General features: G+C 72.9%; 22 protein-coding genes. 13 read left to right on the forward strand and 9 right to left on the reverse strand.

The annotated features are described in order from the left end of the window. The first annotated feature begins 73 nt into the window (after positions 1 to 73). Genes ACLBWP_RS09355 through ACLBWP_RS09365 form a run of 3 tightly spaced genes read left to right on the forward strand, consistent with a single transcriptional unit; the run spans position 74 to position 4,016 of the window. Positions 74 to 862: a DeoR/GlpR family DNA-binding transcription regulator gene (locus ACLBWP_RS09355; RefSeq protein ID WP_447654952.1), complete on the forward strand. Its 789-nt coding sequence runs from the start codon at positions 74 to 76 to the stop codon at positions 860 to 862. Beyond that, positions 859 to 1,914, forward strand: coding sequence for a 1-phosphofructokinase family hexose kinase (locus ACLBWP_RS09360; protein ID WP_447654953.1), 1,056 nt, complete (start codon positions 859 to 861; stop codon positions 1,912 to 1,914). The genes ACLBWP_RS09355 and ACLBWP_RS09360 overlap by 4 nt, the downstream gene beginning before the upstream one ends. After that, on the forward strand, positions 1,911 to 4,016 hold the full coding sequence (locus ACLBWP_RS09365; protein ID WP_447654954.1) for a PTS fructose transporter subunit IIABC: 2,106 nt from the start codon (positions 1,911 to 1,913) through the stop codon (positions 4,014 to 4,016). The genes ACLBWP_RS09360 and ACLBWP_RS09365 overlap by 4 nt, the downstream gene beginning before the upstream one ends. Before the next feature lie 360 nt (positions 4,017 to 4,376). Here the strand turns inward: ACLBWP_RS09365 and ACLBWP_RS09370 are convergent, their stop codons facing one another. Further along, positions 4,377 to 6,140, reverse strand: a complete 1,764-nt coding sequence (locus tag ACLBWP_RS09370) for a beta-N-acetylhexosaminidase (RefSeq protein ID WP_447654955.1) — start codon at positions 6,138 to 6,140, stop codon at positions 4,377 to 4,379. 68 nt (positions 6,141 to 6,208) lie between these two features. On the opposite strand from ACLBWP_RS09370, the gene ACLBWP_RS09375 reads away from it, so the two are divergent. Then, positions 6,209 to 6,919 (forward strand): DedA family protein, encoded by a 711-nt coding sequence (locus ACLBWP_RS09375; protein WP_447654956.1) that lies wholly within the window; start codon positions 6,209 to 6,211, stop codon positions 6,917 to 6,919. Here the strand turns inward: ACLBWP_RS09375 and ACLBWP_RS09380 are convergent, their stop codons facing one another. Next, positions 6,920 to 7,123 (reverse strand): hypervirulence associated TUDOR domain-containing protein, encoded by a 204-nt coding sequence (locus ACLBWP_RS09380; protein ID WP_243562303.1) that lies wholly within the window; start codon positions 7,121 to 7,123, stop codon positions 6,920 to 6,922. It lies immediately after the preceding gene. Positions 7,124 to 7,314: 191 nt separating this feature from the next. Between ACLBWP_RS09380 and ACLBWP_RS09385 the strand changes: the two genes are divergently transcribed. Together ACLBWP_RS09385 and ACLBWP_RS09390 are read left to right on the forward strand one after the other, a co-directional pair. Then, complete coding sequence (locus ACLBWP_RS09385) at positions 7,315 to 8,367, forward strand: serine/threonine-protein kinase (protein ID WP_243562304.1); 1,053 nt, start codon at positions 7,315 to 7,317, stop codon at positions 8,365 to 8,367. A gap of 49 nt (positions 8,368 to 8,416) precedes the next feature. After that, positions 8,417 to 9,040 (forward strand): phosphoribosylanthranilate isomerase, encoded by a 624-nt coding sequence (locus tag ACLBWP_RS09390; RefSeq protein WP_243562305.1) that lies wholly within the window; start codon positions 8,417 to 8,419, stop codon positions 9,038 to 9,040. A 56-nt stretch (positions 9,041 to 9,096) separates the two neighbouring features. Here ACLBWP_RS09390 and ACLBWP_RS09395 read toward each other — a convergent pair whose 3' ends face one another. Together ACLBWP_RS09395 and ACLBWP_RS09400 are read right to left on the reverse strand one after the other, a co-directional pair. Next, entirely contained in the window at positions 9,097 to 9,867 is a 771-nt protein-coding gene (locus ACLBWP_RS09395) for an HAD-IIB family hydrolase (protein WP_447654957.1), read from the reverse strand. A gap of 144 nt (positions 9,868 to 10,011) precedes the next feature. After that, positions 10,012 to 10,602: a nitroreductase family protein gene (locus ACLBWP_RS09400; protein WP_447654958.1), complete on the reverse strand. Its 591-nt coding sequence runs from the start codon at positions 10,600 to 10,602 to the stop codon at positions 10,012 to 10,014. A 94-nt stretch (positions 10,603 to 10,696) separates the two neighbouring features. Between ACLBWP_RS09400 and ACLBWP_RS09405 the strand changes: the two genes are divergently transcribed. Further along, positions 10,697 to 11,620: an AEC family transporter gene (locus ACLBWP_RS09405; protein WP_243562309.1), complete on the forward strand. Its 924-nt coding sequence runs from the start codon at positions 10,697 to 10,699 to the stop codon at positions 11,618 to 11,620. Between the two features lie 522 nt (positions 11,621 to 12,142). Here ACLBWP_RS09405 and ACLBWP_RS09410 read toward each other — a convergent pair. Beyond that, a complete protein-coding gene (locus tag ACLBWP_RS09410; RefSeq protein WP_447654959.1) occupies positions 12,143 to 12,979 on the reverse strand; it encodes an exodeoxyribonuclease III in 837 nt (278 codons plus the stop codon). Positions 12,980 to 13,076: 97 nt separating this feature from the next. Between ACLBWP_RS09410 and ACLBWP_RS09415 the strand changes: the two genes are divergently transcribed. Then, on the forward strand, positions 13,077 to 13,901 hold the full coding sequence (locus ACLBWP_RS09415) for a phosphotransferase (RefSeq protein WP_447654960.1): 825 nt from the start codon (positions 13,077 to 13,079) through the stop codon (positions 13,899 to 13,901). Here ACLBWP_RS09415 and ACLBWP_RS09420 read toward each other — a convergent pair. Both ACLBWP_RS09420 and ACLBWP_RS09425 read right to left on the reverse strand, forming a co-directional pair. After that, positions 13,898 to 15,247: a M23 family metallopeptidase gene (locus tag ACLBWP_RS09420; RefSeq protein WP_447654961.1), complete on the reverse strand. Its 1,350-nt coding sequence runs from the start codon at positions 15,245 to 15,247 to the stop codon at positions 13,898 to 13,900. The two genes, ACLBWP_RS09415 and ACLBWP_RS09420, sit on opposite strands and share 4 nt — an antisense overlap. Before the next feature lie 67 nt (positions 15,248 to 15,314). Beyond that, on the reverse strand, positions 15,315 to 16,928 hold the full coding sequence (locus tag ACLBWP_RS09425; RefSeq protein ID WP_447654962.1) for a hypothetical protein: 1,614 nt from the start codon (positions 16,926 to 16,928) through the stop codon (positions 15,315 to 15,317). A gap of 75 nt (positions 16,929 to 17,003) precedes the next feature. Here ACLBWP_RS09425 and pyrE point away from each other — a divergent pair, with 75 nt between their 5' ends. Both pyrE and ACLBWP_RS09435 read left to right on the forward strand, forming a co-directional pair. Further along, positions 17,004 to 17,555, forward strand: a complete 552-nt coding sequence (pyrE, locus tag ACLBWP_RS09430; protein WP_243562316.1) for an orotate phosphoribosyltransferase — start codon at positions 17,004 to 17,006, stop codon at positions 17,553 to 17,555. Beyond that, positions 17,552 to 19,912, forward strand: coding sequence for a septum formation family protein (locus ACLBWP_RS09435; RefSeq protein ID WP_447654963.1), 2,361 nt, complete (start codon positions 17,552 to 17,554; stop codon positions 19,910 to 19,912). Before pyrE ends, ACLBWP_RS09435 begins: the two co-directional genes overlap by 4 nt. A gap of 143 nt (positions 19,913 to 20,055) precedes the next feature. Here ACLBWP_RS09435 and ACLBWP_RS09440 read toward each other — a convergent pair whose 3' ends face one another. Next, the gene (locus tag ACLBWP_RS09440; RefSeq protein WP_447654964.1) at positions 20,056 to 21,009 is read right to left on the reverse strand and encodes an aldo/keto reductase; all 954 of its coding nucleotides are present in this window, start codon (positions 21,007 to 21,009) and stop codon (positions 20,056 to 20,058) included. 90 nt (positions 21,010 to 21,099) lie between these two features. Between ACLBWP_RS09440 and ACLBWP_RS09445 the strand changes: the two genes are divergently transcribed. Both ACLBWP_RS09445 and ACLBWP_RS09450 read left to right on the forward strand, forming a co-directional pair. Beyond that, positions 21,100 to 21,744: a HEAT repeat domain-containing protein gene (locus tag ACLBWP_RS09445; RefSeq protein WP_447654965.1), complete on the forward strand. Its 645-nt coding sequence runs from the start codon at positions 21,100 to 21,102 to the stop codon at positions 21,742 to 21,744. Between the two features lie 436 nt (positions 21,745 to 22,180). Beyond that, positions 22,181 to 23,473: a sodium/calcium exchanger protein gene (locus ACLBWP_RS09450; protein ID WP_447654966.1), complete on the forward strand. Its 1,293-nt coding sequence runs from the start codon at positions 22,181 to 22,183 to the stop codon at positions 23,471 to 23,473. A gap of 325 nt (positions 23,474 to 23,798) precedes the next feature. On the opposite strand, the gene ACLBWP_RS09455 is transcribed toward ACLBWP_RS09450, so the two are convergent. Beyond that, complete coding sequence (locus ACLBWP_RS09455) at positions 23,799 to 24,488, reverse strand: metal-dependent transcriptional regulator (RefSeq protein ID WP_447654967.1); 690 nt, start codon at positions 24,486 to 24,488, stop codon at positions 23,799 to 23,801. Positions 24,489 to 24,509: 21 nt separating this feature from the next. Between ACLBWP_RS09455 and ACLBWP_RS09460 the strand changes: the two genes are divergently transcribed. After that, positions 24,510 to 25,499 carry a CPBP family intramembrane glutamic endopeptidase gene (locus ACLBWP_RS09460; protein ID WP_447654968.1) on the forward strand — a complete coding sequence of 330 codons (990 nt, stop codon included), beginning with the start codon at positions 24,510 to 24,512 and terminating at the stop codon, positions 25,497 to 25,499. Positions 25,500 to 25,645 lie beyond the last annotated feature (146 nt).

Genomic DNA, 25,645 nt, shown 5'->3' on the forward strand with positions numbered 1-25,645 from the left:
GGATCGATGGTTGCGATCGTGTGGGTTTGCGGCGTAGGGTGCTCGAAACCAACGGGAACGAAGGAGTTCGAGCATGTACGCAACGGAGCGCCATGATGCGATCGCCGCGCAGCTGCACAGCGCCGGCCGGGTCTCCGTCGCCGACCTCGCCGAGCACTTCGACGTCACCACCGAGACCGTCCGCCGCGACCTGGACCTGCTCGAGACCGCCGGGGTCCTGCGCCGCGTGCACGGGGGAGCGGTGCCCGTCGGGCGCTCCAGCGTGGTCGAGCTCACCGTCGCCGAGCGCGAGGGACAGCACGGCTCGGCCAAGTCCGCGATCGCCCGGGCCGCGATGCGCCTGCTGCCGCCGACCTTCACCGGGTCGATCGCCCTGGACGCCGGGACGACCTGCGCCGCTGTCGCGTCGGAACTCGCACGGTGGGAGCCCGCCGAGGCCGGGGCGACGATCACCGTCGTGACGAACTCCGTCCCGATCGCCGCGACGCTGCAGCACAGCGCGCACGTCGAGCTGCACCTGCTGGGCGGACGGGTCCGCGGGGTCACGAGCGCCGCCGTCGGCACCGCCACCGTCGAGCAGATCGGGGCCCTGCGCCCGGACATCGCCTTCGTCGGCACGAACGGCCTGTCGGCCGGCTTCGGGCTGAGCACCCCGGACGAGTACGAGGCCGGGGTCAAGGGTGCGTACGTGCTCGCCGCCCGTCGCAGCGTCGTGCTCGCCGACGCGGCCAAGCACGGCGTCGAGGCGCTGATGCGCTTCGCCCGCCTGGACGAGATCGACACGCTCGTGACCGACGAGCAGCCCCCGGCCGATCTGGCCGTCGCCCTGGCCGACGCCGACGTCGAGGTGGTCGTCGCATGAGCGGCCGCATCGTCACCGTGACGCCGAACCCCTCGCTCGACCGCACGATCGAACTGGCCGGCGAACTGCAGCGCGGCGTCGTGCAGCGCGCGACCCGCAGCACCGCCGAGCCCGGCGGCAAGGGCGTCAACGTCTCGCGGGTCGTCGTCGCCAGCGGCGGCGACACCGTGGCCGTGCTGCCCGGCGACGAGCTCGACCCGGTGCTGCTCGGCCTGGCCGTGCGCGGCATCCCGACCGCCGCGCTGCCGATCGGCGCCCCGCTGCGCTCGAACGTCACCGTCACCGAGCCGACCGGCACCACGACGAAGCTCAACGAACCCGGGCCCTCGCTCGCCGGACGCCTGCAGGACCTGGCCGACCTGCTCGCCGACACCGCTTCGGCCACCGCGACCGGGCCCCGCGCCCGCTGGGTCGTGCTCGCCGGATCGCTGCCGCCGGGGCTCCCCGACGACGCCCTCGCCGTCCTGGTCCGCGCCGTCCGTGCCCGGCACGGCGACGACGTCAAGATCGCGGTCGACTCGTCCGGCGTCCCGTTCACGGCCCTGCTGTCGTCCGGCGAGCGGATCGACCTGGTCAAGCCGAACGCCGAAGAACTCGCCGAGGTCGTCGGCGGCGACCCCGACGCGTACGAGCGCGACCTCGGGCTCGCTGCCGCGGCGGCCGAACGGCTGCGTGCCCGCGGGGTCGAGAGCGTCCTGCTCACCCTGGGCAGCGCCGGCGCCGTGCTGGTCGGTCCCGACGGGGTGTTCGCCGCCGCGGCACCCAGGATCACGGCCCGCTCGACCGTCGGCGCGGGGGACTCCTCGCTCGCCGGCTACCTGCTGGCCGAGGTCGCCGGAGCACCACCCGGCGAGCGGCTCGCCCAGGCCGTCGCCACCGGAGCAGCAGCCGCGGCACTGCCCGGCAGCGACGTCCCGGCCCTCGACCACACCGACCCGGGCGCCGTCACGGTCACCCGGCTCGGCCCCGCCGACACGACACGCACCGACACCACGCCCACCGACACCACCCCCCGAACCCCCACTGCGTCACTGCAAAGGAGCACACCATGACCGCTGCGCGAGACACGAGCCCGGGCCTGATCAGCGTCCCCCTCGTCGGCCTCGACGAGGACCTCGGCGCGACCTCGGCCGACGTCATCCGCGTGCTGGCCGACCGCGTCGCCGCGAGTGGCCGTGCGGCGTCGGGCGAGTCCCTGGCCGCCGACGCCATCAAGCGCGAGGCCTCGGTCGGCACCGGCGTCCCCGGTGGCATCGCCATCCCGCACGCCCGGTCGGCCTCGGTCACCGAGCCCACGCTGGCCATGTCGCGTCTGGCCCGGACGGTGCCCTTCGGCGCCCCCGACGGCGACGCCGACCTGGTCTTCATGATCGCCGTGCCCGAGGGCGCCGACAAGGACCACCTGACGGTCCTGTCGACGCTTGCCCGCGCGCTCATCCGCGACGACTTCACCGCCGCCCTGCGCGCCGCGACCACGCCACAGGAGATCGTCGACCTGGTCGACCGTGAGGTGACCGGCGAGGTCGCCGACGCCGGTGTGACGGGCGCACCCCGGGCCTCCGGTGCGACCACGGCCACCACCGAGGCACCCGCCGCCGGCCGCAAGGTCATCGTCGGCGTCACCGCCTGCCCGACCGGCATCGCGCACACCTACATGGCCGCCGACGCCCTGGTCGCCGCTGCCAAGCGAGCCGGCGCCGAGATGCACGTCGAGACGCAGGGCTCCTCGCAGGTCGAGCCCCTCGACCCCGCGCTCATCGCCCGCGCCGACGCCGTCGTGTTCGCGGTCGACGTCGACGTGCGCGACCGCTCGCGCTTCGCCGGCAAGCCGCTGGTCTCCGGACCGGTCAAGCGCGGCGTGGACGAGCCCGACGCGATGATCGCCGAGGCCCTGCGCGCCAGCGACGACCCGAACGCCGCGCGCGTCTCCGGCACCGTCGGGGAGACCGGGTCGAGCACCGCCAAGGACGAGCACTTCGGGCAGTCCCTGAAGCGCTGGCTGCTGACCGGTGTGTCGTACATGATCCCGTTCGTGGCGGGCGGCGGGCTGCTCATTGCGCTCGGCTTCCTGCTCGCCGGGTACGGCATCGCGCTGACCCACGGCAACTCGGGCCAGAACAACGCCGTCTACACGCTGACGAACTACACGCTCATCAACCTGCCGCCGCAGGGCCTGGCGTACTACCTCGGTGCGGCCGCGTTCCAGATCGGTGGCGTCTCGCTCGGCTTCCTGGTCGCAGCGCTCGCCGGCTACATCGCCTACGCCATGGCCGACCGTCCGGGCATCGCGCCGGGGTTCGTCGCCGGGTCGATCGCCGTCTTCATGAACGCCGGGTTCCTGGGCGGCCTGGTCGGTGGCCTGATCGCCGGTGCCGCCGCGTACTGGATCGGGCGCATCCCGGTCTGGCGCTGGCTGCGTGGCCTGATGCCGGTCGTGATCATCCCGCTGCTGGCGTCGATCATCGCCTCGGGTCTGCTGCTGCTGGTGCTCGGCGGACCGATCGCCTGGGTCATGACCCAGCTGACCGGCTTCCTCAACTCGCTCTCCGGTGCCTCGGCGATCCTGCTCGGCATCATCCTCGGCCTGATGATGGCGTTCGACCTGGGTGGCCCGGTCAACAAGGTGGCCTACGCGTTCGCCGTTGCCGGCCTGGGTGCGGGCACCGCGACGAACGTGGTGCCGTTCGAGATCATGGCCGCGGTCATGGCGGCCGGCATGGTGCCGCCGCTGGCCCTGGCGCTCGCATCCACGGTGCTGTACCGCAAGGGCTTCACGAAGCCCGAGCGCGAGAACGGCAAGGCCGCGTGGCTGCTCGGTGCCTCGTTCATCTCCGAGGGCGCGATCCCGTTCGCCGCGGCCGACCCGTTGCGCGTCATCCCGGCGTCGATGATCGGCGCTGCCGTCACCGGTGCGATCTCGATGGGTGCCGGCGTGACGTCGCGGGCCCCGCACGGTGGGATCTTCGTGTTCTTCGCGATCGGCGACGTGGGCATGTTCATCGTCGCGATCCTGGCCGGAACCGTCGTCTCGGCACTCGTGCTGGTGGCGCTGAAGAAGTGGGTGCGTCGGGCTCCGGCTGCGGACGCCGCAGCGGCTGAGCAGGCCGCCGTGGCCGGCGAGACGGTCGGACAGCGCACGCCGGTCGCGGCGTAGTCCGCGCGACCCGCGTCGTCCGCGCGACCACCTGACGGACGGGAGGCCCGGTGCCAGCTGGCACCGGGCCTCCCGTCCGTCGTCGGTCCGGTGTCGGGTGGTCGGGTGGTCGGCCGCCCGCGACGGCGAGCGGTCCCGACACCCCGCCTGGCAGACGCGGGCCGGTCACAGATCGTCGTTCCGCCAGCATCGAACCGACGATCCTTGACCGGTCAGCGAACGTGAGCGGGGTGTCGTGACCGGTCGAAGGAGCGCAGCGGGGCGGACGAGGGGCGGGCGACGGGCGGACGAGGGATGACCGGGACGGCGGGCGACGGGCGGACGAGGGGCGGGCGAGGGGTGTCCGAGACGGCGGCGCGGTCAGTCGGCGATGTTCGCCGTCACCGCGTCGATGTAGGCGGCGCGTTCCTCGCGCGACGACGGGCGGCCGGGGACACCGGGACGCTCCTGCCACGGGAGCGGTCCGGTCTCGTGCCGGTACTCGATGCCCATCGCGTCGAGGCGGGCCAGGTGCACGGTCAGCCGGCGTCGGAAGTCCGGCAGGTCGCGGGGACCCGTGACGTCGGCGGACCACAGCGCCTCGGCGAGTGCGGCGACCCGGGGGAAGAGCTGGTAGTCGAGCTTCCGGACGTCGTCGACGTGCTCGGTCCACATGTTGCCCTGGCCGCCGATGACGTGGGCGCGCTCGGTGTCGGTCAGCTCGGCGGGCACCGGGTCGAAGCCGAAGACCTCGTCGACGCCCAGCACGATCGCCACCGGGATCGGCTCGTTCGGCAGGTCGCTCTGGCGGTAGTCCAGGTAGACCTGGTCGTCCGGCGTCGAGATGACGTCGTGCCCACGCCGTGCCGCGGTCGTCGCGCCGAGCAGCCCACGCCACGACACCACCGTCGCGGACTGCGCGAGCGTGCCACCCTCGAGGATCTCGTCCCAGCCGAACGCGCGGCGGCCCGACGACTCGATGTGCGCCGCGAGCTGCCCGATGATCCAGGCCTGCAGCTGCTCCTCGTCGGCCAGCCCGAGGGACCGGATGCGCTCCTGCGTGCGCGGGTCGGACTCCCACTGCACCTTCGGGCACTCGTCGCCGCCCAGGCCGATGTACGGGCTCGGGAACAGGTCGATGACCTCGTCGAGGACGTCGCGGAAGAAGTCGATCGTGCTGTCGTCGGCGTTGAGGACGTCCTCGGCGATGCCCCACTCGGTCCAGACCTCGACCGGGACGTCGGGGTGGACGCCGAGCTCGGGGTACGCCGCGAGGGCGGCCCGGACGTGCCCGGGCGTCTCGATCTCGGGGACGACGGTGACGAAGCGGTCGGCGGCGTAGGCGACGATCTCGCGCAGGTCGTCCTGCGTGTAGTACCCGCCATGGGGTCGGCCGTCGAATGCGTCCGGCCGCAGCACGCCGTCCTCGCCGGGGACGTGCGCGCCGACCTGGGACTCGCGGCGCCACGAGCCGACCTCGGTCAGGCGCGGGTGCTTCCGGATCTCGACGCGCCAGCCCTGGTCGTCGGTCAGGTGGAGGTGCAGCCGGTTGAGCCGGTGGGCAGCGAGCTGGTCGATGACGCGCAGGACCTCGGCCGTGGTGCGGAAGTGCCGGGCGACGTCGAGCATCACGCCGCGCCAGGCGAAGGCGGGGGCGTCCTCGATCGTGCCGGCTGGGACGGTCCAGGGCGCGGTGCCGACCCGGCCCTTCCGGTACACGGCGGCGGGCAGCAGCTGGAGCAGGGCCTGGACGCCGTGGAAGACCCCGGCCGCGGCACCGCCGGTGACCTGGATCCGGTCGGGTGTCACGACCAGGCGGAAGGACTCGTCGACGGTGCCGCCGGGGCCCTCGGGCAGGCCGGTGGTGTCGACGCGCAGGAGGATCGTGTCGGGCGCGCCGGTCGTGCCGGTCGTGCCGGTCGTGCCGGTCGAGTCGGTCGAGTCGGTCTGGTCGGTCTGGTCGTCGCCGTCGCCGTCGGCATCGCGGAGCGGCAGGCCGGTCGATGCGCGCAGGGTCTGCTGCAGGAACCGGCGGACGGACTCGCTGGCGGCGTCGGCGGCGACACGGGTCGACGGGGTGATCGCGAACGCGCCGACACCGGCGGTCGAACGCTGCGGGCGGGGGATGAGCACGTCGAAGTCCACGATCCGATGATGCTCGTCCGTCGCCGTGCTCTGCGCAAGCTGTCAGGCCGCTCAGGGAACATGGGCGCATGACGACTGCCCTCGCCGCCGCCACCGTGTCCACCGTCGCTGCCTCCGGCGGGCCCGAGACCTCGGAGATGGGCGGGCTGTCGGGCCTGGTCCTGCAGCTCATCGACCGGTTGGGCGAGTGGGGCGTCGCGCTCCTGCTGTTCGTCGAGACGGTGTTCCCGCCGATCCCGTCCGAGGTGATCCTGCCGCTCGCGGGCTTCCTGGCCGGTGCGGGGCGGATGAACCTGGTGCTCGTGCTGGTGCTGGCGACGCTCGGGTCCTACGTCGGCGCCCTGGTGCTCTACTGGCTCGGCCGGGTGATCGGCTTCGAGCGGACCGTCCGGTGGCTCGGCAAGCTGCCCCTGGTCGACGAGGACGACTTCCGCAAGGCCGCGGCGTGGTTCCACCGGCACGGTCGCAGCGCGGTGCTGTTCGGCCGTCTGGTGCCGATCGTCCGCAGTCTGATCTCGCTGCCGGCCGGTGCCGACCGGATGCCCCTGGTGTCGTTCTCGCTCTTCACGATCCTGGGGTCTGGACTGTGGAACAGCGTCCTCGTGCTCGGCGGCGCCGCCCTCGGCACGCAGTACGAGCGCGTGGAGCAGTACACCGAGTGGATCGACTACGGGATGTACACCGCGATCGTCGTGGTGGTCGCCGTGTTCGTGGTCCGGCGGGTCCGTCGCTCGCGGGCGGAGCGCGTTTCGCGGACAGGCGCGGCGGACCGCACCTGATCAGGCCGGGGTGAGTGCCGACTCCTTGTGCGCGGCCCGCTTGCCCGACTTCTCGGACTCCACGATCCAGTAGGGGTCGTCGTCGGTGGGCTTGAAGTGCTGCCCGTCGAACGTGAAGTCCTTGGTCTTCTGCTCCACCAGCGTTCCGGTGGTCGTGCCCTGCGAGGTGTTCCAGTGGACCTCGTCGCCCTTCGACAGCGCCATGGACCCGTCCTTCCGTCGTGTGTGTGGCGCACACGCTAGACCCCCATACATCCGCATGAACTCAGGGATGTACCCCCGGTCACGATGTCGTAACGCGGCGCGACTTCGCTTGGTGGGACGCGTACCGTTGAGCATGAGTCACCACGCGAGCGCCGTTCGCCGTCCTGGCTCCTGACGGATCGACGACCCTGATGACCCTCGTGGACGACACCCGCACCGAGACGGTGCTCGCGGCGCGCTACCGGCTGTCCCGGCTCATCGGCACGGGCGGCATGGGATCCGTCTACGAAGCCCGCGACGAGCACACCTACCGGCTGGTCGCGGTGAAGCTCTTCGCGACGCCGCACATGATGACCACGGCCGACCGGGTCCGGCAGGAACGCGAGATCCGGCTGCTCAGCATGCTCTCGCACCCGGGGCTCATCCCGCTCTACGACGCCGGCACCCACGAGTTCCCCGACGGGCCGCACCGGTTCATCGTGATGGAGCTCATCGCCGACGCCACCCTGCTGCGCCGACTGGCCGACGGGCCGCTGCACAACTACGAGGCGGCAGACCTGGGTGCCCAACTCGCCGACGCCCTGGCGTACGTGCACTCCCGTGGGATCGTGCACCGCGACGTCAAACCCGCCAACATCCTGATCAGCGACGAGGGCTCGTCCGGGTTCGCCCGCACCGTCAAGCTCACCGACTTCGGCGTCGCGCACTTCGTCGACGGGTCGCGGCTGACGAACGACGGCACGATCATCGGCACCGCCGCGTACCTCAGCCCCGAGCAGGTCGCCGGCGAACCGATCAGCTACGCCACCGACGTGTACTCGCTCGGGCTGGTGCTGCTCGAGGTACTGACCGGCAAGCAGGAGTACTCCGGCACGCTGGTCGAAGCGGCACTCGCACGGCTGCGCCGCAGTCCCGAGATCCCCGAGTCGGTCGGACCCGACTGGAGCGACCTGCTGCTCCGCATGACCGACCGTGACCCGGCACGCCGCCCGACGGCCGTCGCGGTCGCGAACGCCCTGCGCGGCGGGTCCACCCAGATCACCGGACCGGTGCCGCTCGGCCCCACCCGGACCAAGCACAAGCGCGACCACCGCATGCACCGGGCGGCGCACCGGCACGCCCGTCGCGGCACGTTCGAGGCCGTCAACCGGTGGCGTCGACGGAACATGGTGACGGGGTCCGTCGCGGCCGGTGGGGTGCTGCTGGCATGCGTGCTGAGCTACATCGCGGGCACCCTCCACTGATCGACCGGCCGGCCCCCGCGCGTCGGCGGTTTCGTGCAGGATGGACCGCATGACCGACCAGCGCTGGATCAAGATCTGCGGCCTGTCGACGCCCGACACCGTGGACGTCGCCGTCGACGCGGGCGCCGACGCGGTCGGGTTCGTCTTCGCCGCGGGCAGCCCCCGCACCGTGACCGCCGACCTGGCGAAGCAGCTCGTCGAGCGGGTGCCCGACGGCGTCGATGCCGTGGGCGTGTTCCGCGACCAGCCCATCGACGAAGTGGTCGGGATCGCCTCGGCGGTCGGACTCACCACGCTGCAGCTGCACGGCGGCGAGTCCGCGACCGACTTCGCCCGCGCGCGCGATGCCGGCTTCTTCACGATCCGGGCCGTCGCCGCCGCGGACTACCTGCGCGAGACGCCCGACGAACGCGCCGCGTACGACCACGACCTGCTGCTGCTCGACGCCGCCGAACCCGGCAGCGGGCAGCTGATCGACCCCGCGACCATGCAGGGCGCCGTCGACGAAGCCTGGATCCTGGCGGGTGGGTTGACGCCGGCGAACGTCGTCGCGGCCGTGCAGTCCCTCGACCCGGACGGCGTCGACGTGTCGAGCGGGGTCGAGTCCGAGCGCGGCGTCAAGGACGCGGCGAAGATCCGGGCGTTCGTCGAGGCGGTCCGCAGCCTGGGCTGACGGGGCCGAGCCGGGCCTCCAGGACGGTGCCGGGCGGGCCTGTGTCGGACCGGCGGTCAGACCGAGGCGACCCGCAGGATCGGGATCAGCGTCGTCAGGAACGCGTTCGTGTCCTCCCAGCCCTCGACCGCGTGGCAGGGGACGCCGAGCGCCTTCACCGGGTAGTCGTTGCCCTCGGGGTCCAGGCGGTCGCCCACGAACAGCATGTCGTCGAGCGCGATGCCGGTGATCTCGGCCAGCCGCTGCATGCCGTACGCCTTGTCGATGCCCTTGCGGGTGATGTCGACGCTGGTCGATCCGCCGGAACGGACCTCGAGGTCGGGCAGCTCGGCCTGAACCCGGCGGCGCAGGTCGTCCTTCTTGGCGCCGGTCGGGTCCCACGCCTTCTTGACGTCGACGGGGGCGCGCTGCCCGAGCGCCGAGAACGTGATCTGCGAACCGCGGTCCTCGAGGATGTCGCCCCAGGTCTCGGACTCCCAGTAGCCGGCGTCCTTCGCGACGGCCTCGACGGCGGCGAGGGCGCGGGCCTTCTCGTCGTCGGTGAGGTCCTCGGCGTACTGCAGCGCCCAGTCGTCGCCGGCCCAGCGGTAGTAGCGCGTGCCGCAGGTGGGCAGCAGGTGCAGGTCGTCGAGGGTCAGGCCGGCGCGCTGGCTGAGCGGTGTGACCAGCTGCTGCTCGAACTGCTGGAAGTTGCCGCCGGAGATCACCGCGACGGGGACCGTCTCGAGCAGCGCGGCGAAGGTCTCGAGCATGCGGGGGTCGAGCGAGGACTTCGACGGGGCGAGGGTGTCGTCCAGATCGAAGGCGACGAGGCGTGGTGCGGTCATGCCGCCGATTCTGCCATGGTGCCCTCGACGGGCAGGGGCCAGCGGCGGTCGGTTCCGCGAGGTGTGCGGGAAACCGACCGCACGGTGCGGCGGCTGCTGTGGCTCCTGCGGCGGCGGCGGCGGCCGGTGCGGCTGCTGGTGTGGCTACTCCTTGACGAGCACGACCTGGTCGAGGGGGATGCGGGTGCGCGGGGCGACCTCACGCTCGGCGGCCTTGTCGTCGAGCTGGTCCGGGTGCGCGACGGTGCCGATCGCCGTGACCGTGTACGGCAGGAACCGCTCGGGCAGGTCGAACGCGGCCCGCAGGCCCTCGGCGTCGATGCCGGCCATCTGGTGCACGTGCAGGTCCTCGGCGTGTGCCTGGACCGTCAGCGCCGCCAGCGACTGCCCCAGGTCGTACTGGGCGAACGGACGCTCGTCGCCGTCCTCGCTCACCGTCTCGAGGACACCGACCACGAGCGCGCTGGCGCGGAACGCCCACGCGGCGTTGAAGCCGAGCAGGTTGTCGTTGACCTTCCGGAACGTGTCGGTGCCACGACGGCCGGCGATGAAACGGCGCGGCTGCAGGTTCATGGCGGACGGTGCCCAGCGGGCGGCCTCGAGCACGGCGTCGAGCTGCGCATCGGACATCGTCGCCGACTCGTCGAACGAGCGCGGGCTCCAGCGCTCGTCGAGCAGGGGGACGAGCGGCTGGCTCGCATCGGTCGAACGGGTGAGGGTCGTCACGGAGGTCATGCTGCCTGGAACGATGCCGACCGCGCACGTATTTCCGAGCTGAACGACGTCACATGTCGCGCCAGTACCGAACGTGCCTGCCAGGATGGAGGGGATGGGTGGCGTTCTGATCGGCTTCGCGATCATCGGCGCGATCATCGCGGCCGGGTACGGCGTCGGTCGCGCCGGACTGCTCGGCCCGCACGCCCAGTTCGTGATGAGCCGGCTGGCGTTCTTCGTGCTGATGCCGTGCCTGCTGTTCCACACCATCGCCACCGCGGATATCGCGTCGCTGGTGTCGCCGATGCTCTGGGTGTCGCTGCTGAGCGCGGCCGTGGTCGCGCTGGGCACCGCTGCCGTGTTCCGCCTGGTGCTGCGGCGCTCGGTGACCGTCACGACCGTGGGGGCGCTCGCGGCGAGCTACGTCAACGCGAACAACATCGGGCTGCCCGTCGCCGTGTACGTGCTCGGCCAGGCCACCGCGGTGGTGCCGGTGATCCTGCTGCAGCTGGTCGTGATGGCGCCGATCGCGCTGACGATCCTGGACGCCGCCACCGCCTCTGGCGGTGGGTGGAAGCGCCGGGTGCTCGGGCCGGTGACCAACCCGCTCATCATCGCGTCGTTGCTCGGGTTGCTGTGCTCGGCGTTCCGGATCACGCTGCCCGACCCGGTGCTGCAGCCCTTCGCCCTGGTCGGGGCTGCCGCGGTGCCGATCGTGCTGCTGTCGTTCGGCATGAGCCTGCACGGTGCCGCGCCGCTGCGGGACCCGTCGATCCGCACGGACGTCATCGTCGCGTCGTCGATCAAGCTCGTGGTGATGCCGGCCGTGGCGTTCGTGCTCGCCCGGTTCGTGTTCGGGCTCGGCGACCAGCAGGTGTTCGTGCTCACGACGCTCGGCGCGTTGCCGGCGGCGCAGAACGTGTTCAACTACGCGCAGCGCTACGGTGCCGCGGTGCCGGTGGCGCGCGACGTGGTGCTCATCTCGACGCTCGGGGCCGTGCCGGTGCTGGTCGCGATCGCGGCGCTGTTGCACCCGTAGGGCGCGCGGCGCTTGGCGGGGGCGTGGTGCTCGGCGCAGGTCCGGTGGCGTTGGCCGCGGGTCCGGTGGCGCCCCGAGTGGTCACGACACCCCGGGTGCGGGGCGTCGAGTGGTCGGAGGTCGTCGGGTGGCGGCGCCGCAGGCGACGTTCTGTGACCGGTCGGCGGAGGTGAGCGGGGTGTTGTGACCGGTGGGCGGGGGGGGTATGGGCCGGCCACGGCCGGACTGGAGGCTCGGGTGCTGCTCGTCACGCGCCTCCCGTCTGGTGGGTCTGCGGCTGGCCGCGGGTCCGGTGGCGCCCCGAGTGGTCACGACACCCCGGGTGCGGGGCGTCGAGTGGTCGGAGGTCGTCGGGTGGCGGCGCCGCAGGCGACGTTCTGTGACCGGTCGGGGGAGGTGAGCGGGGTGTTGTGACCGGCCAGGGAGGGGGTCGGGTCGACGGGGCGACCGGTCGGGGGAGGTGAGCGGGGTGTTGTGACCGGTCGGCGCCTGGGGCGCACGGGGCGGGATGCCCCGCCGGGGTCAGAAGATCATCGGGCGGTCGTCGTCGAGCGAGGTCTCGAGGTCGAGGTCGACGACGACGGGGACGTGGTCGCTCGGGGCATCGCCCTTGCGCTCGTCGCGGTGGATGGACGCGCCCGTCACCACGTCCGCGAAGCCCTGCGAGCCCATCACGAAGTCGATGCGCATGCCCTCGTTGCGGGGGAAGCGCAGCGACTTGTAGTCCCAGTAGGTGTAGCCGGAGGGGACGAGAGGCCGGACGACGTCCTGCAGGCCGCGCTCCTCGAACGTGCGGAAGGCCGCGCGCTCCGGCTCACTGACGTGGGTGGCGCCCTCGAAGACCCGCACGTCCCAGACGTCCTGGTCGAGTGGTGCCACGTTCCAGTCGCCCATCAGCGCGAGCTTCAGCGACGGGTCGGCCTCGAGCCACTCGGTGGTGCGGTCAGCCAGCTGCGCGAGCCAGTCGAGCTTGTACGTGTAGTGCGGGTCGCCGAGCTCGCGGCCGTTCGGCACGTACAGGCTCCACAGTCGGACGCCGTCGACGGTGACCCCGATCGCGCGGGCCTCGACCGGCAGGTCCGGGCCCTCGTGGCCCTTGAGGAACCCGGGCTGGCCGGGGAAGTCACGCGTGACGTCGTCCATCGGCAGCCGGCTGGCGAAGGCGACGCCGTTCCACTGGTTGAGTCCGTGCGCCTCGACGTGGTAACCAGCGGCCTCGAAAGCCTCGACGGGGAACTGCTCGGGCTTGCACTTGATCTCCTGCATGCCGAGGACGTCGACGTCCTGCCGGATGAGCCAGTCGACGATCCTGCCGACTCGGGTGCGGACGGAGTTCACGTTCCAGGTCGCGACGCGCATGGGGTCGAACCTACCGGGCGTGACCTGCGGGCCGCAGCGCCGCGGGGCGCGCGGCGCGTGCCGGGTGCGGGCCGGGCGTCTGGTGTTGGCTGGTCGTGTGACGTCGAAGAACGGGATCCCCGCCGCAGACGAGGCCATCGAGGTCCCCGGTCCGATCGCCCGTCTCGCCGCCGGGCGTCCGCTGGTGCCGGTGTGGGTGAACGAGATCGGCGGGAAGACCTTCCGCGTCGGGGGCGACGGCGGCGCCGACACCGCCGACGAGTACCTGAAGTGGGTCCCGCGTCCCTACACGGTCTGGGTCACCGCCGAGGCCGAACGACTCCGCTGGGCGGGGCACTGGCTGCGTGTGCCCGAGGTGCTGGACCTCGGCACGGACGACGACGGGGCGTGGCTGCGCACCCGCGCCGTGCCCGGGTGGAGTGCGGTCGACCCGCGGTGGCGCGACGACCCCCTCACAGCGGTCGTGGCGATCGCCGAGGGGCTCCGCGCGATGCACGACCGGCTGCCGGTGGCGGAGTGCCCGTTCGACTGGTCGGCGTCGATGCGGCTCGACCGGGCCCGTGCCGCCGGGGTCGACGTCGAGCGCATCGGACCCGCGCCCGAGCCCGACCTGCTGGTCGTGTGCCACGGGGACGCCTGTTCGCCGAACACCCTGCTCGGTGACGACGGCCGCTGGATCGGGCACGTCGACCTGGGGTCGCTCGGGGTCGCGGACCGCTGGGCGGACATCGCCGTGGCGACGATGGCGCTCGGCTGGAACTACGGGCCGGGGTGGGACGAGGAGTTCCACCAGGCGTACGGCGTCCCGCTGGACCCGGAGCGGACGGCCTGGTACCGGGCGCTGTGGGACTGCAGCGTCGATGAGACCGACGAGACCGACGAGCGGAGCCGGACCGACGGCCCGGACGCACCGACCGGCTAGAAACCGACCCCGCGCGCAGCCATGAACGACACCGGGTTGGTGGTGCCGCCGCCCACGTGGGTCTCGTAGTGCAGGTGGCATCCGGTCGAGTTGCCGGTCGACCCGACGAGCGCGACCAGGGTGCCCGCAGCGACCCGCTGGCCCGTGGCGACCCGGAAGCCACCGCTGACGATGTGGCCGTACGCGCTCTTGACCCCACCGCCGTGGTCGATCCGCACGTAGTTGCCGTACCCGCCGTACCAGCCGACGTACTCCACCGTGCCTGCGGCCGCCGCGACGATGGCCGTGGAGCAGCCGCTGCCCAGGTCGATGCCGTCGTGGAAGGTGACCGCGCCGGTGATCGGGTGCACGCGTGAGCCGTAGCCGCTGGTGATGTACCCGCCGGCGGGACGGACCCACCCGGACCCGGAACCGGACCCGACTGCGCCGCCGCCGCCCGAGCTGCTGCTCCCGCCGCCGCCGCCGCCGCCGGAGCTCGCTGCTGCCGCACGCGCGGCCGCCGCAGCTGCTGCCGCGCGGGCGCGTTCTTCGGCTGCCTTGCGCTCCGCTTCACCCTTGGCGAACTCGGCCTCGGTCCGGACACGACCGGACTTGAGCGTCGCGAGCTGTGCCTCGAGCCGCGCCTTGTTGTCCTGCTGTTCGTCGTACGCAGCCTGGGCGCGGTCGGACGCCGCCTGCGCCTCGGCCATGCGTTCTTCGGCGTCGGCAGCGAGTTCGGCGAGCTCGGTGGCGGCACGGTCGGCCTGGCCGGACAGGGCACGGGCGACGGCGGCATCGGCGCTGGCGACGGCTTCGACGCGTTCCGCCTGTTCGGACAGCTTGCTCAGCGCACCGAGGTCGTACAGCAGGTCACGGGAGTCGTCACCGCCGGTGAGCACGCTCGAGGTGACGTCGGCACCACCCGAGCGGGACATCTGCGCCGCGAACTGCCCGGCCTGGGCAGCGCTCTGGGCAGCCGTTTCAGCGTGCGCTTCGGCTTCGGTGCGGAGCCGCTGTTCCTTCTCGGCAGCGCGCTGCGACTTGCGCTGGGCCTCGGCGTACTCGTTGCCGCGGGTCTCGGCTTCGGCGACCGCGGCGTCGGCCTTGCTCGACAGGTCGCCGATCAGGGTCTCGATGCCGGAGATCTGCTCGTTCTTCTGCGATTCCTGCCCGCGGGCGGCCAGGACGTCGTCCCACGAGGGGTAGGTGGCCGCCTGGGCAGGCGGGGCGTCGAGCACGAGCGCGCCGGCGAGTCCGACGAGCGAGAACCCGGCGACGGCGAAACGGACCGCACGGCGCGCGGACACGCGGATGCGCCGGGGCGCGCGGACACGCTGGGGCTGGTGGGGCGCGGCAGGACGAGACATCGGGAGCGAGCCTATACATCCACACAGGGTCACCGCGACGCCGACGCACCACCTGTGGAGAACTCGCTCAGAACCCCCGGTCGCGCCGGACCTGGGCGGCGCTGTCCACGACGCGGTCGCGCAGGGTCGCCGAACCGGCCGTGCCGGCGTAGTCCCAGATGTCGAACCCGGTGCAGTGGGTGACCGACACGGGGGCGCCGAGCTGGTCCTCGACCGAGGTCGGCCACACGTCCCCGGAGCCGACCAGGACGAACGTCGGGTCGGCGTTCCGGTAGGAGCCCAGGTCGACCAGCCACGGGTACACCTGGAACGAGTCGCGGACCTGCAGCATGCGGACGTTCTGTGATGCGTAGGTTGCGAGCGGCCGGACGGTCCAGAACTGGCCGACGCCCACGACCGGCTTGCCGTCCGCCCACCGGTCCAGGCACGCCGCGGGGGCGTACGACGCGGTCCGCACGGTGCGCAGGGTGCTCGGCGTGACGGCGATGCCCGCGGCCAGCACGACGGCCGCACCGATCGCCAGCCCGACCCGGATGCCGCGCGAGGGTCGGTACACGCGGGTCTGCCGCACGGCGACCCGGACCAGCTCGCACACGGCGATCAGGGCCAGCAGGGGCGCGACCACGACCGGTTCCAGGTACCGCGGCGTCTCCGACCCGGCGGCGACGACCCCGAGGGACACCGCCACGACGGTGACGACGGGCAGCGCCGAGGCGACGAGCACCGTCCGCGATGCCCGCACACGCCACGCCCACACCGTCCCGCCGACGGCGAGCAGCACCCCGATCAGCATGAGCGCGAGCCCGACGTCACCGATGAGCGTGCCGGAGCGGACGTCGGTGAGCGACGCGAAGAAGCCGAGGGTCGAGACCGCTTGGTCCGGGTGCACGTAGGTCGACGGGTCGAGCGAGACGAACGGCCGGAGCGGGATCCGCACCAGGTACCCGACGACCGCACCGGCGACCACCGTGCCGGACACCAGCAGTGCCGGTCGCCACGGCACCCGCTGCGCCAGGGCGAGGACGAGGAGCGTGACGACCACCGGGGCGCCGGACCACGGCACGTAGAGCGGGTTCGACGCGGTCGTGGCCGCGGCGACCAGGCCGAGGACGACGAGCACGGGGACCGATGCGCGGCCCGTGCGCACCGCACGGAGCACGAGCACGGCGGTCGCCAGCAGCGCCAGCACGACGCCGTAGTAGTAGGTCGTGGTGAGGAGCAGGGACGCGAGCTCGAGCGACGTCGCCGACGCGCTCGACTCTGTGAGCACCAGCAGCGTCAGGAACGCGAACGCGATGCCCGACACCGCGATCCGCGCCGGTCGTCCGGCGGCGGGCATGAGCTCGTTCGCCGCGGCCCGCAGCAGCGCGTACACGCCGAGCAGCACCAGCACCCCGTTGAGTGCCAGGGCCTGCTGGGGCGTCGCGGTCACGAGCGAGCAGAGCAGGTACACCGGCAGCTCGGGGAAGAAGAACAGCGCCGGGGACATGGCCCACTCGAACGGGTCGCCCGCCTGCATCGACCGCACGACCAGTGGGAGCAGGACCGAGTCGCCGTCGTACCAGAGCAACGACACCCGCGCCGAGGCGATCACGTGCCGCAGGGCGACGACCGTCAGCGCCAGTGCCACGACCGCGCCGACGGCTTCGTGCCCGAGGGCACGGAGACGGGCGGAACGCATGCAGGGAGCGTACCCACGGCCCCTCCGACCTGGCCGATGAGCGCGTCCTGGCCGGAACGGCTACCCTTGTGCGCTGTGACGGACGCGCGCCAGCAGTTGATCGACCACATCACGGCCGAGGCCGTGTTCCACGGTGACTTCACGCTCACCAGCGGCAAGAAGGCGACGTACTACATCGACCTCCGCAAGGTGAGCCTCGACCACCGCGTGGCACCGCTGATCGGACAGGTCATGACGGAGCTCGTCGACCAGGTCCCCGACGTCGTGGCCGTCGGAGGCCTGACGATGGGTGCCGACCCGATCGCCAGCGCCGTCCTGCACCAGTCCGCCGCCCAGGGCAAGGCGTACGACGCGTTCGTCGTCCGCAAGGAACCCAAGGACCACGGCCGCGGCAAGCAGGTCGAGGGCCCGGACCTGCGCGGCAAGCGCGTCGTCGTCCTCGAGGACACGTCGACCACGGGCGGTTCCCCGCTCAAGGCCGCAGAAGCGCTCGAGCGCGAGGGCGCGATCGTCGCAGCCGTCGCCGTCGTGGTCGACCGCGACACCGGCGCCAAGGAGAAGATCGAGGCCGCCGGGTACCCGTACTTCGCGGCCATCGGGTTGGCTGATCTGGGGCTGTCCGCGTGACCGAGGAGCGTCCGGACGACGCGCGCGAGCCCGACGACGTCGCTCGCCCCGCAGCAGGGGCGGACGACCAGGAGGCTCCGCCCGCGTCCGCCCCGGACGCTCGGTTCCCGGGTCTCCGCAGCGCCGCGGACATCTTCGGTGCCCCGCGGACGGCCGACGAGTGGCCCTCGCGTCGCGAGCGCCGCGAGGCGGAGCGCGCGGCCGCGGAGACCGGCCAGCCGCTCCCCGAGCCGTTCGAGCCCTCCGCGGCACCCGAGCAGCCCGCCGCGCCGGAGCCGCTGGCGGCACCCGAGCCGCCCACAGCACCCGAGCAGCCCGCCGCGCCGGAGCCACCGGCAGCACCGGAGCAGCCCGCCGCGCCGGAGCCGCTCGCCGACGACGCCACCCAGGCGATCTCGATGCCCGAGGAACTCGCTCGGCCCTCGCAGCCGGCGCAGCCCGCGTCCGACCCCGACCGCTCCCTGCTGAGCAGCCGGATCCCCGCCGCGTCCGACGTGCCCCCGAACAGCACCGCGCCGCACCCGAGCGCCATCCAGCTGCCGTCGGCGATGACGCACCGTGAGCAGCGCGCTGCCGAGGTGCTCGCGATCGAGGCCGAGCGCCGCCGGAACGACCCCCGAGGTGAGGGCCGTGACGACGTCGACTGGCTCGGCCGCGCGACCGGTGCGCCCGCGCCCGGGCTCGGCGACCTCCCGACCCCGACCGGCCCCGTCGCGCAACCGCTGGGGGTGCCGAACGCACTGCCGACGAGCGACGAGCCGCCGAGCTTCACCGACCTGCTGCGCATCCCCGGGGGCGACCAGGCGGACAAGCCCTTCAACTGGGCCGTGCACGACGACGCCACGGGCGAGGTGCCGGTCGCGCTGACGTCACCCTCGTACGACACGACGACGCTCGACGTCGGTTCATGGTCGCTGGCGGCCGACCACGACGACGACGATGACGTGGTGTCGGGCGAGATCCCCCTTCCCCCCGTCGCGGCCGCGTCCGTCCCCCTGCCGACGTCGATGCCTGCGCCGGCCCCGGCACCGGACCCCACGCCGCCGACCGACCCGGTGCGCCGCGACGCCCCGAGCGACAGCGGCAGCTGGTCCCTGGTCGACGAAGCCGTCCGCACCGGCGAGACCCCGTGGTGGGCCGCCGACGAGCCCACCGCGGCCGACGAACCCGCCCCCTTCCCCATGAACGACCTGCCGGCGGACGCCCCGACGACCGACCCCTCGTCGACCGACCGCCCGACGACGGACCCTTCGTCGACGGACGTGCCCGGCACGGACGTCCCGACCCAGGCGATGCCGGCACTCCAGCGCCCGGCGCCGACCCCGCCGCCTGCGGAGCAGCCGACCCCGCCGCCCGCCGAGCAGCCGGCCCCGCGCCCGGCCCCGACACCTGCCGACCAGCGGCAGGCTCCGCCGCTGGTCCAACCGACCCGCAGCCCGTTCGGCCTGCCACCGGCAGCGCCCGGCGCCGACGACCTCGACCAGTCCGAGTGGGACGGCCGCGAGACCAGCGACACGAGCGCCATCAAGGACCTGTTCGGCACCGAGGCGGTCGACCAGCTCGGCGCCACCGGCTACGACCCGCACGACACCGGCACGCGCATGATGCCCGCCGCCGTCGCACCGACGCCGGCCCGCGCGTCGTCCCCCCGCACATCGTCCCCCAGCGCATCGGGGTCCGGCGCTCCGGTGCCGCCCCCGGCCGACACGGGCAACTTCATCAACCGCGGCTTCGCCCGGCTGCGCGGCGAGGGCACGCGCGGCAAGCAGCTGCTGTTCGGCGGTGCGATCGTGATCATCCTGGTGATGCTCGTGGCGGTCTTCGCACTCACGTGGTGGATCAAGAGCAACAACATCGACGAGAAGCTGACGCCGACCAAGTCCCCGGCGGCAGCATCGGCCTCGGTGCAGACCAGCAGGACCCCGGCGCCCCAGGCCGCGGCGCCCCCGGCCTCGGCCCCGACGATCGCGTTCGCCACCACGGCCGCGGCACCCGGCCAGCACCCCTGGTACGAGCTGGCGGGCGGCGAGTGCCTGACCCCGTTCACGAACGCCTGGGCCGAGGACTTCACGGTCGTCGACTGCGGCTCCGCACACGCCGCGCAGCTCACCCGGCGCGGTGCGATGGAGGCGGACGCGTTCCCGGGTGCAGACGAGGCGAAACGCATAGCGACCGACCAGTGCCAGTCCGACGGCGCACTCGACGTGTCAGCGGCATCCGCCTACGGCGACGTCCAGGTGCAGAGCGTCTACCCGCCCGACGACGCCTCGTGGAACCGCGGCGACCGCTTCTGGTCGTGCTTCGTCACCCGCTCCGGCGGCGGCACGATGACCGGCTCCCTGGCGCCGTCGGCCTAGCCGACCCCAAAGAGCCAGCCGGCCCCAGAGAGCCAGCCGACCCCAGACGGCCAGCCGACCCCAGACGGCCAGCCGACCCCAGACGGACGGGAGGCTCCCCACCGGACCGGTGGGGAGCCTCCCGTCTGTGGTGTGGCCGGGTCTCAGGCCGTGACCGGGACCGTCGACGACACGTGGCTGAGCGTCGCCAGCTCGTCCTGCGTGAGCTCGAGGTCGGCCGAGGCCAGCAGCGCCGGCAGCTGCTCCGTGTTGCGCGCCGACGCGATCGGCGCGACCACGTCGGGCTGCGCCTGCAGCCAGGCCAGCGCGACCGAGGCGATCTCGGCGTCGTGCGCCGAAGCGATCGTGTCGAGCGCGTTGACGACGGCCAGGCCGGCGTCGGTGAAGTAGCCGGCGACCTGGCCCTCGCGGTCCTTGCCGGCGAAGTCGTCCTTGGTCCGGTACTTGCCCGTCAGGAAGCCCGCGGCCAGCGCGAAGTACGGCACGACGCCCAGGCCGTGCTCGTGCGCGAGGGGTGCGATGTCCGACTCGTAGGGCTGGCGGGTGACCAGGTTGTAGTGCGGCTGGATCGCGACGGGCTTGGCCAGACCGTGCTGGTCGGCGATGCGGATCCACTCCGCGGCACGCTCCTTCGAGTAGTTCGAGATCGCGGTGTAGCGGACCAGGCCCTCCTTGACGAGCTGGTCGAACGCGCGGATGGTCTCCTCGAGCGGGGTGTCCTGGTCGTCGAAGTGCGCGTAGTACAGGTCGATGTGGTCGGTGCCAAGACGCTGCAGGCTGGCACGCGCGGCCTTCGCGACGGTGTCCGCGGACAGGCCCTTGAACTCGGGGTGCTGCGAGCCCTTCGTGGCGATGACGACGTCGTCGCGCTTGCCGGACTTCGCCAGCCACGAGCCGATCACGGTCTCGGACTCGCCGCCGGAGTTGCCGGGCGCCCAGGCGGAGTACACGTCGGCGGTGTCGATGAAGTCGCCGCCGGCCGCGGTGTAGGCGTCGAGGACCTGGTGCGAGGTCGACTCGTCGGCGGTCCACCCGAAGACGTTGCCGCCCAGGGCGAGGGGGAAGACGTGCAGGTCGCTGGTTCCGATGCGGGGCATGCGGGGTCCTTTCGTCGCGGTACGGTTCGTGGCCCACGGTAGGCCGCGCGCCTTGACATCGGTGTGGTGTCGGGGTGGGCTGTGGGGGACATGCCGACGCTCACCTCGTACCTCGCCGACCCCCGTCCGACCGTGCGCCTGCGGGCGGTGATGGCAGCGGGGACCTCGCCCTCGACCGACGACCTCGAGCTGCTCGTGGAGCAGTGCCGCGACGAGCCCGACCTGCAGGTGCGCGAGATGCTGACCTGGGCGCTCATCCGGCTGCCCGCTGCGATGGTGGTGCCCCGCGTGCTCGCCGAGCTCGACCGACCCGAGGCCCAGGCTCGCAGCCAGGCACTGCACACCCTGTCCAAGATCCACGACGGGTCGGTGTACCCGCAGGTGGTCGCGCGGCTCGGGGACGACGACCCCGGCGTGGTCCGGACCGCCTGGCGTGCGGCCGTGGTGCTGGTGCCCGAGGGGTCGCGGGAGTCCCTGGCGCGGGCGCTCGCCGTGCAGCTCGGACAGGGGGACCGCGAGACCCGTCTGGCGCTGAGCCGTGCGCTCGTCGGCCTCGGCGCAGCCGTCGTCGAGCCCGTGCTGCGGGACGCCTCGGCGCACCGGTCGGCGGCCGTCCGCGAGCACGCCGCCGAGACCGAGCGTCTGCTGCGCGACCCGGACGCCGCGTCGGAGCTCGCCCGGGAGCGAGCCCGCCGCGAGGTGGCGCTGGGCCGGACGCGGTCCGCGAAGGGCTGACCCGGCCGCGCACGGTGCTGACTTCCGGGCCGGTGCGAGGTTGCGCGGCCCGTGCAGCGCAACAAGCGAGCACCAGGCGACCAGACGCGCACCAGCGCGTCGCGGTCGGGACGGGAGGCGCGTGGCGGGGTCGCCACGGGCCTCCAGTGGGTGCCGCGGGGTTCCGGGGCGGGCGGGCGAGCCCGACGATTCGGGTTGCCGAACAGGGCCGATCGGCTTGCGCAGGCGGATCGGAGCGCGCCAGCATGGGTGCCGAAGGGGAGTAGCTCCCAGCGCGTGCATCGACACACTGGCCATCACGACGATCGGCCCGGTGCACCACTCCGGTCGGCCTGGTCGCGGGCAGCCGGAGCGAGCGAGACCTTCGGCCGTTCCGCCATGGCCGAAGCCGCTCGCAGTGTGTGTGCCGCGTCATGGCTCGATCACGAGGACCACCATGACCGACACCATCGCCGTGCAGGCGCCCGCCCCGGCGGCGCCCGCACCCCGCATGGGCGCCAGTGCCTGGGGCCGGATCGCGATCTGCATCGCCATCGCCCTGCCCGCCGTCGCCTTCCGTGTGACCGGGTTCGCGCCGCACCCCGTCGTCGACCTGCTCGTGTTCGGCGCAGCCGTCGTCGCCGCGTCGTTCCTGCTCGCCTGGGCCGCCGAGGCCGCGCAGAAGGACATCGCCGGCGCGCTCGCCATCGCGATCCTGGCGCTCATCGCCGTGCTGCCCGAGTACGCCGTCGACCTGTACTACGCGTTCCGCTCCGGCTCCGACCCCGCGTACGAGCAGTTCGCCGCCGCCAACATGACCGGCTCCAACCGGCTGCTGCTCGGGTTCGGCTGGCCGCTCGTCGTGATCATCTCGCTGCTGGTCGCCCGCCGGTTCGTCCGCACGGGCGCGATGCCCGCCGCGGCGACGAAGGTGCTCGAACTGGAACGCTCGTCGCGCGTGGACATCGGGTTCCTGGCGCTGCTGGCACTGGTCGCGTTCCTGATCCCGGCGATGGGCTCGATCCCGCTGTGGTTCGGGTTCGCCATGCTCGCCGCGTTCGTGCTGTACCTGTGGCGGGCCTCGAAGACGTCCGACGACGAGGACGACGACGAAGAACTCGTCGGCATGGCGGGAAACCTGGCGTCGATGGGGCAGCGCCCTCGACGGTGGACCATCGTCGCGCTGTTCGTCGTGGCTGCCGCGGTCATCCTGGCCTCGGCCGAGCCGTTCGCCGACGCCCTGGTGCAGTCCGGCGGCGCACTGGGCATCGACAGCTACTTCCTGGTGCAGTGGCTCGCCCCCCTGGCCACCGAGGCGCCCGAGTTCATCGTCGCCGCCCTCTTCGCCCTGCGGGGCATGGGCGGGGCAGCCATCGGGACGCTCATCGCCTCGAAGGTGAACCAGTGGTCGCTGCTGGTCGGGTCGCTGCCGATCGCGCACGTGCTGGGTGGTGGCACCACGGGCGGGCTGCCGCTCGACGCTCGGCAGGTGGAGGAGTTCATGCTGACCGCGTCGCAGACCGTGCTCGGCGTCGCGATCATCATCGCGCTGCGCTTCCACCGGTGGTCGGCGATCGCTCTCGTGGCGCTGTTCGCGGTGCAGTTCGTCGTGACGGACACCGGCGGGCGGTGGGTGTTGAGCGGGGTGCACGTGGCGGTGGCCCTCGTCGTGCTGTGGATCAACCGCCGCGACATCGTGCCGACGATCACGGCCCCGTTCCGGCGCCCGTCGAGCCCGGCGCTGCGCTGAGGGTTGGCGGTGCTGGGTGCTGGGTGCGGCGGTCCTGCGGTGCGGTGGTTGTGCGGTGCCGGGGCGGTTCGGCGGTTGGGTGCGGGGGTGCGGGGGTGCGGGGGTGCGGCGGCGCGGTACCGGGGCGGTTGGGTGATGGTTCGAGTGGTCGCAACACCCCGTCCGGCCATCGTCGAGTGGTCGGAGAACGTCGCTGGGGGCGTCGGCGAGCGACGGGATGCGACCGGTCGGGGGACGTGAGCGGGGTGTTGTGACCGGTCGGGCTGGGCAGCACCAAAGGACGGGGCGCGCCCGACAGCGGGGCGCCGCGGCGAGGGGGGGCGGGTCAGTCGGCGTCGGGAGCGAGCCAGATCGCGGCGGCGGCGGCGGACGGCAGGTCCACGAGCGACTCGGTGCCGTCCGGGGAACGCCGGGACACCGCGATGACGCCCGCGTAGTCCCGCACCTGCTCCACCCGCAGGTGGGTCCCCAGCCCGACGCCGAGCTCGTCGAAGTAGCGCAGCAGCGACGGGTCGTCGTCGGAGACCCGGTCGACGGTGCCGCATGAACCGGGTGCGATCGTGCCGAGCAGCGCGCCGGGGGAGTCCGGCACCGTGCCGTCCGCGCGCGGGATCGGGTCGCCGTGCGGATCGTGCGTCGGGTGGCCGAGATCGGCGTCGACCCGGTCGAGGAAGGTCTCGGAGACCGCGTGCTCGAGCGCCTCGGCCTCGGTGTGCACCTCGTCCCACGAGTAGCCCAGGCGTGACACCAGGAACGACTCGATCAGCCGGTGCCGTCGGACCATCGCCACGGCGACCTGCTGCCCGAGCGGGGTGAGCACGACGCCGTAGTACGGGGTGTGCTCGATCAGGCCGTCGCGGTCGAGCTTGCGCAGGTTGCCGGACACCGTCGACGCCGACACCTTCAGCGCGGCGGCGATGTCCCGGGTGGCGATGCCGTCGTCCCCACGCTCGCGCGCCTTCCAGATGAGCTTGACGTAGTCCTCGGCCATCGTCGAGAGCGAAGGGAGGCGCATGCCCCAATGGTACAAACAGGGATGCCCGAACCCACGCGCCGTCGTCGCCGCTGGCCTGTCTCGCCGTCGTTGCTGATCGGCGTCGCCCCGGTCGTCGTCTTCGCGGCGGTCAGTGCCTGGCGCGCACGGCCCAGTGACGACTACCCGTCGCTCGGGCTGACGGTCGACAGCGTCCTGCGCGCGCTCGTCGTCCCCGAGGGCATCGCCGCGATGGCGCTCGCCGTGGTCGTCACCGGGCTCGGGTGGTGGCGCATCGCGACCGTCGATCCCACTCGCGGTCGTCCGCGGTGGACGTGGGTGGCTCCCGCGCTGATCGCCGTGGTGTGTCTGGCGCGCCTGCCGCTGGTCGACTGGACGGCGCTGCCCTGGCACTACTTCGCGCTGCTGGGCATCGGTGTGCTGTTCGTCGGGGTCTTCGAGGAGCTCCTGACCCGCGGCGTGCTGCTGGTCGGGCTGCGTCGGCGCCTGCCGGAGTTCGGCGTGTGGATCGCCTCGTGCGTGCTGTTCGGGCTGCTGCACCTGCTGAACGCCCTGGCCGGCGCGGGCATCGGCCCGACGCTGATCCAGGTGGTGTTCGCGGCGTCGTTCGGGTCGACGCTGTACCTGGCCCGCCGACTGACCGGCAACCTGCTGCTGCCCGTGCTGCTGCACGCGTTCTGGGACTTCGGCTCGATCGCGGTGTCGGCGACCTCGCGGCAGGGCTTCGACGACATCGCGGTCGCCGGCGTGATCGGGCTGTTCGCGTTCGCGGTCCTGGCACTCGGCGTGGTGGCCGGCGGGGTGGTGGCCTGGCGCGACGACCGGCCCCGACGCCTGCGGCGACGCTGGCGCGACGTCCCGCCCCGCGACGGGCAGCGCGCGGACGCCGCCCGCGACGATGCGGCGCGGAGCGACCCCACGCGCGTGGACGCCCACGGTGACACCGCAGCGCCTGCCGGACACCCCGAACCCGTTCCGGACCGGAACGACCTGCGAACCCACACAGACACCCCGTCCGGTTCACCTGCCTGACGGCACCTGTTCCTCGGACGGTCACCGGGCCTCCTTACCGTCACTGCGATCCCAACCCGGGAACCGAGCCCGTCCGGACACCGTCGCCGGCCGGACCACAGGAAGGAGCGTCGCCCCGACCGGGGCGGCAACCACGCATGCGCACA

This window comes from Microbacterium sp. M1A1_1b (genome assembly GCF_053345565.1).

Bases quoted from the DNA above. Each gene is read 5' to 3' on its own strand.
- ACLBWP_RS09355 (WP_447654952.1), top strand. From the start codon at position 74: ATGTACGCAACGGAGCGCCATGATGCGATCGCCGCGCAGCTGCACAGC.
- ACLBWP_RS09360 (WP_447654953.1), top strand. From the start codon at position 859: ATGAGCGGCCGCATCGTCACCGTGACGCCGAACCCCTCGCTCGACCGC.
- ACLBWP_RS09365 (WP_447654954.1), top strand. From the start codon at position 1,911: ATGACCGCTGCGCGAGACACGAGCCCGGGCCTGATCAGCGTCCCCCTC.
- ACLBWP_RS09375 (WP_447654956.1), top strand. From the start codon at position 6,209: ATGACGACTGCCCTCGCCGCCGCCACCGTGTCCACCGTCGCTGCCTCC.
- ACLBWP_RS09380 (WP_243562303.1), bottom strand. From the start codon at position 7,123: ATGGCGCTGTCGAAGGGCGACGAGGTCCACTGGAACACCTCGCAGGGC.
- ACLBWP_RS09385 (WP_243562304.1), top strand. From the start codon at position 7,315: ATGACCCTCGTGGACGACACCCGCACCGAGACGGTGCTCGCGGCGCGC.
- ACLBWP_RS09390 (WP_243562305.1), top strand. From the start codon at position 8,417: ATGACCGACCAGCGCTGGATCAAGATCTGCGGCCTGTCGACGCCCGAC.
- ACLBWP_RS09395 (WP_447654957.1), bottom strand. From the start codon at position 9,867: ATGACCGCACCACGCCTCGTCGCCTTCGATCTGGACGACACCCTCGCC.
- ACLBWP_RS09400 (WP_447654958.1), bottom strand. From the start codon at position 10,602: ATGACCTCCGTGACGACCCTCACCCGTTCGACCGATGCGAGCCAGCCG.
- ACLBWP_RS09405 (WP_243562309.1), top strand. From the start codon at position 10,697: ATGGGTGGCGTTCTGATCGGCTTCGCGATCATCGGCGCGATCATCGCG.
- ACLBWP_RS09410 (WP_447654959.1), bottom strand. From the start codon at position 12,979: ATGCGCGTCGCGACCTGGAACGTGAACTCCGTCCGCACCCGAGTCGGC.
- ACLBWP_RS09420 (WP_447654961.1), bottom strand. From the start codon at position 15,247: ATGTCTCGTCCTGCCGCGCCCCACCAGCCCCAGCGTGTCCGCGCGCCC.
- ACLBWP_RS09425 (WP_447654962.1), bottom strand. From the start codon at position 16,928: ATGCGTTCCGCCCGTCTCCGTGCCCTCGGGCACGAAGCCGTCGGCGCG.
- ACLBWP_RS09440 (WP_447654964.1), bottom strand. From the start codon at position 21,009: ATGCCCCGCATCGGAACCAGCGACCTGCACGTCTTCCCCCTCGCCCTG.
- ACLBWP_RS09445 (WP_447654965.1), top strand. From the start codon at position 21,100: ATGCCGACGCTCACCTCGTACCTCGCCGACCCCCGTCCGACCGTGCGC.
- ACLBWP_RS09450 (WP_447654966.1), top strand. From the start codon at position 22,181: ATGACCGACACCATCGCCGTGCAGGCGCCCGCCCCGGCGGCGCCCGCA.
- ACLBWP_RS09455 (WP_447654967.1), bottom strand. From the start codon at position 24,488: ATGCGCCTCCCTTCGCTCTCGACGATGGCCGAGGACTACGTCAAGCTC.
- ACLBWP_RS09460 (WP_447654968.1), top strand. From the start codon at position 24,510: ATGCCCGAACCCACGCGCCGTCGTCGCCGCTGGCCTGTCTCGCCGTCG.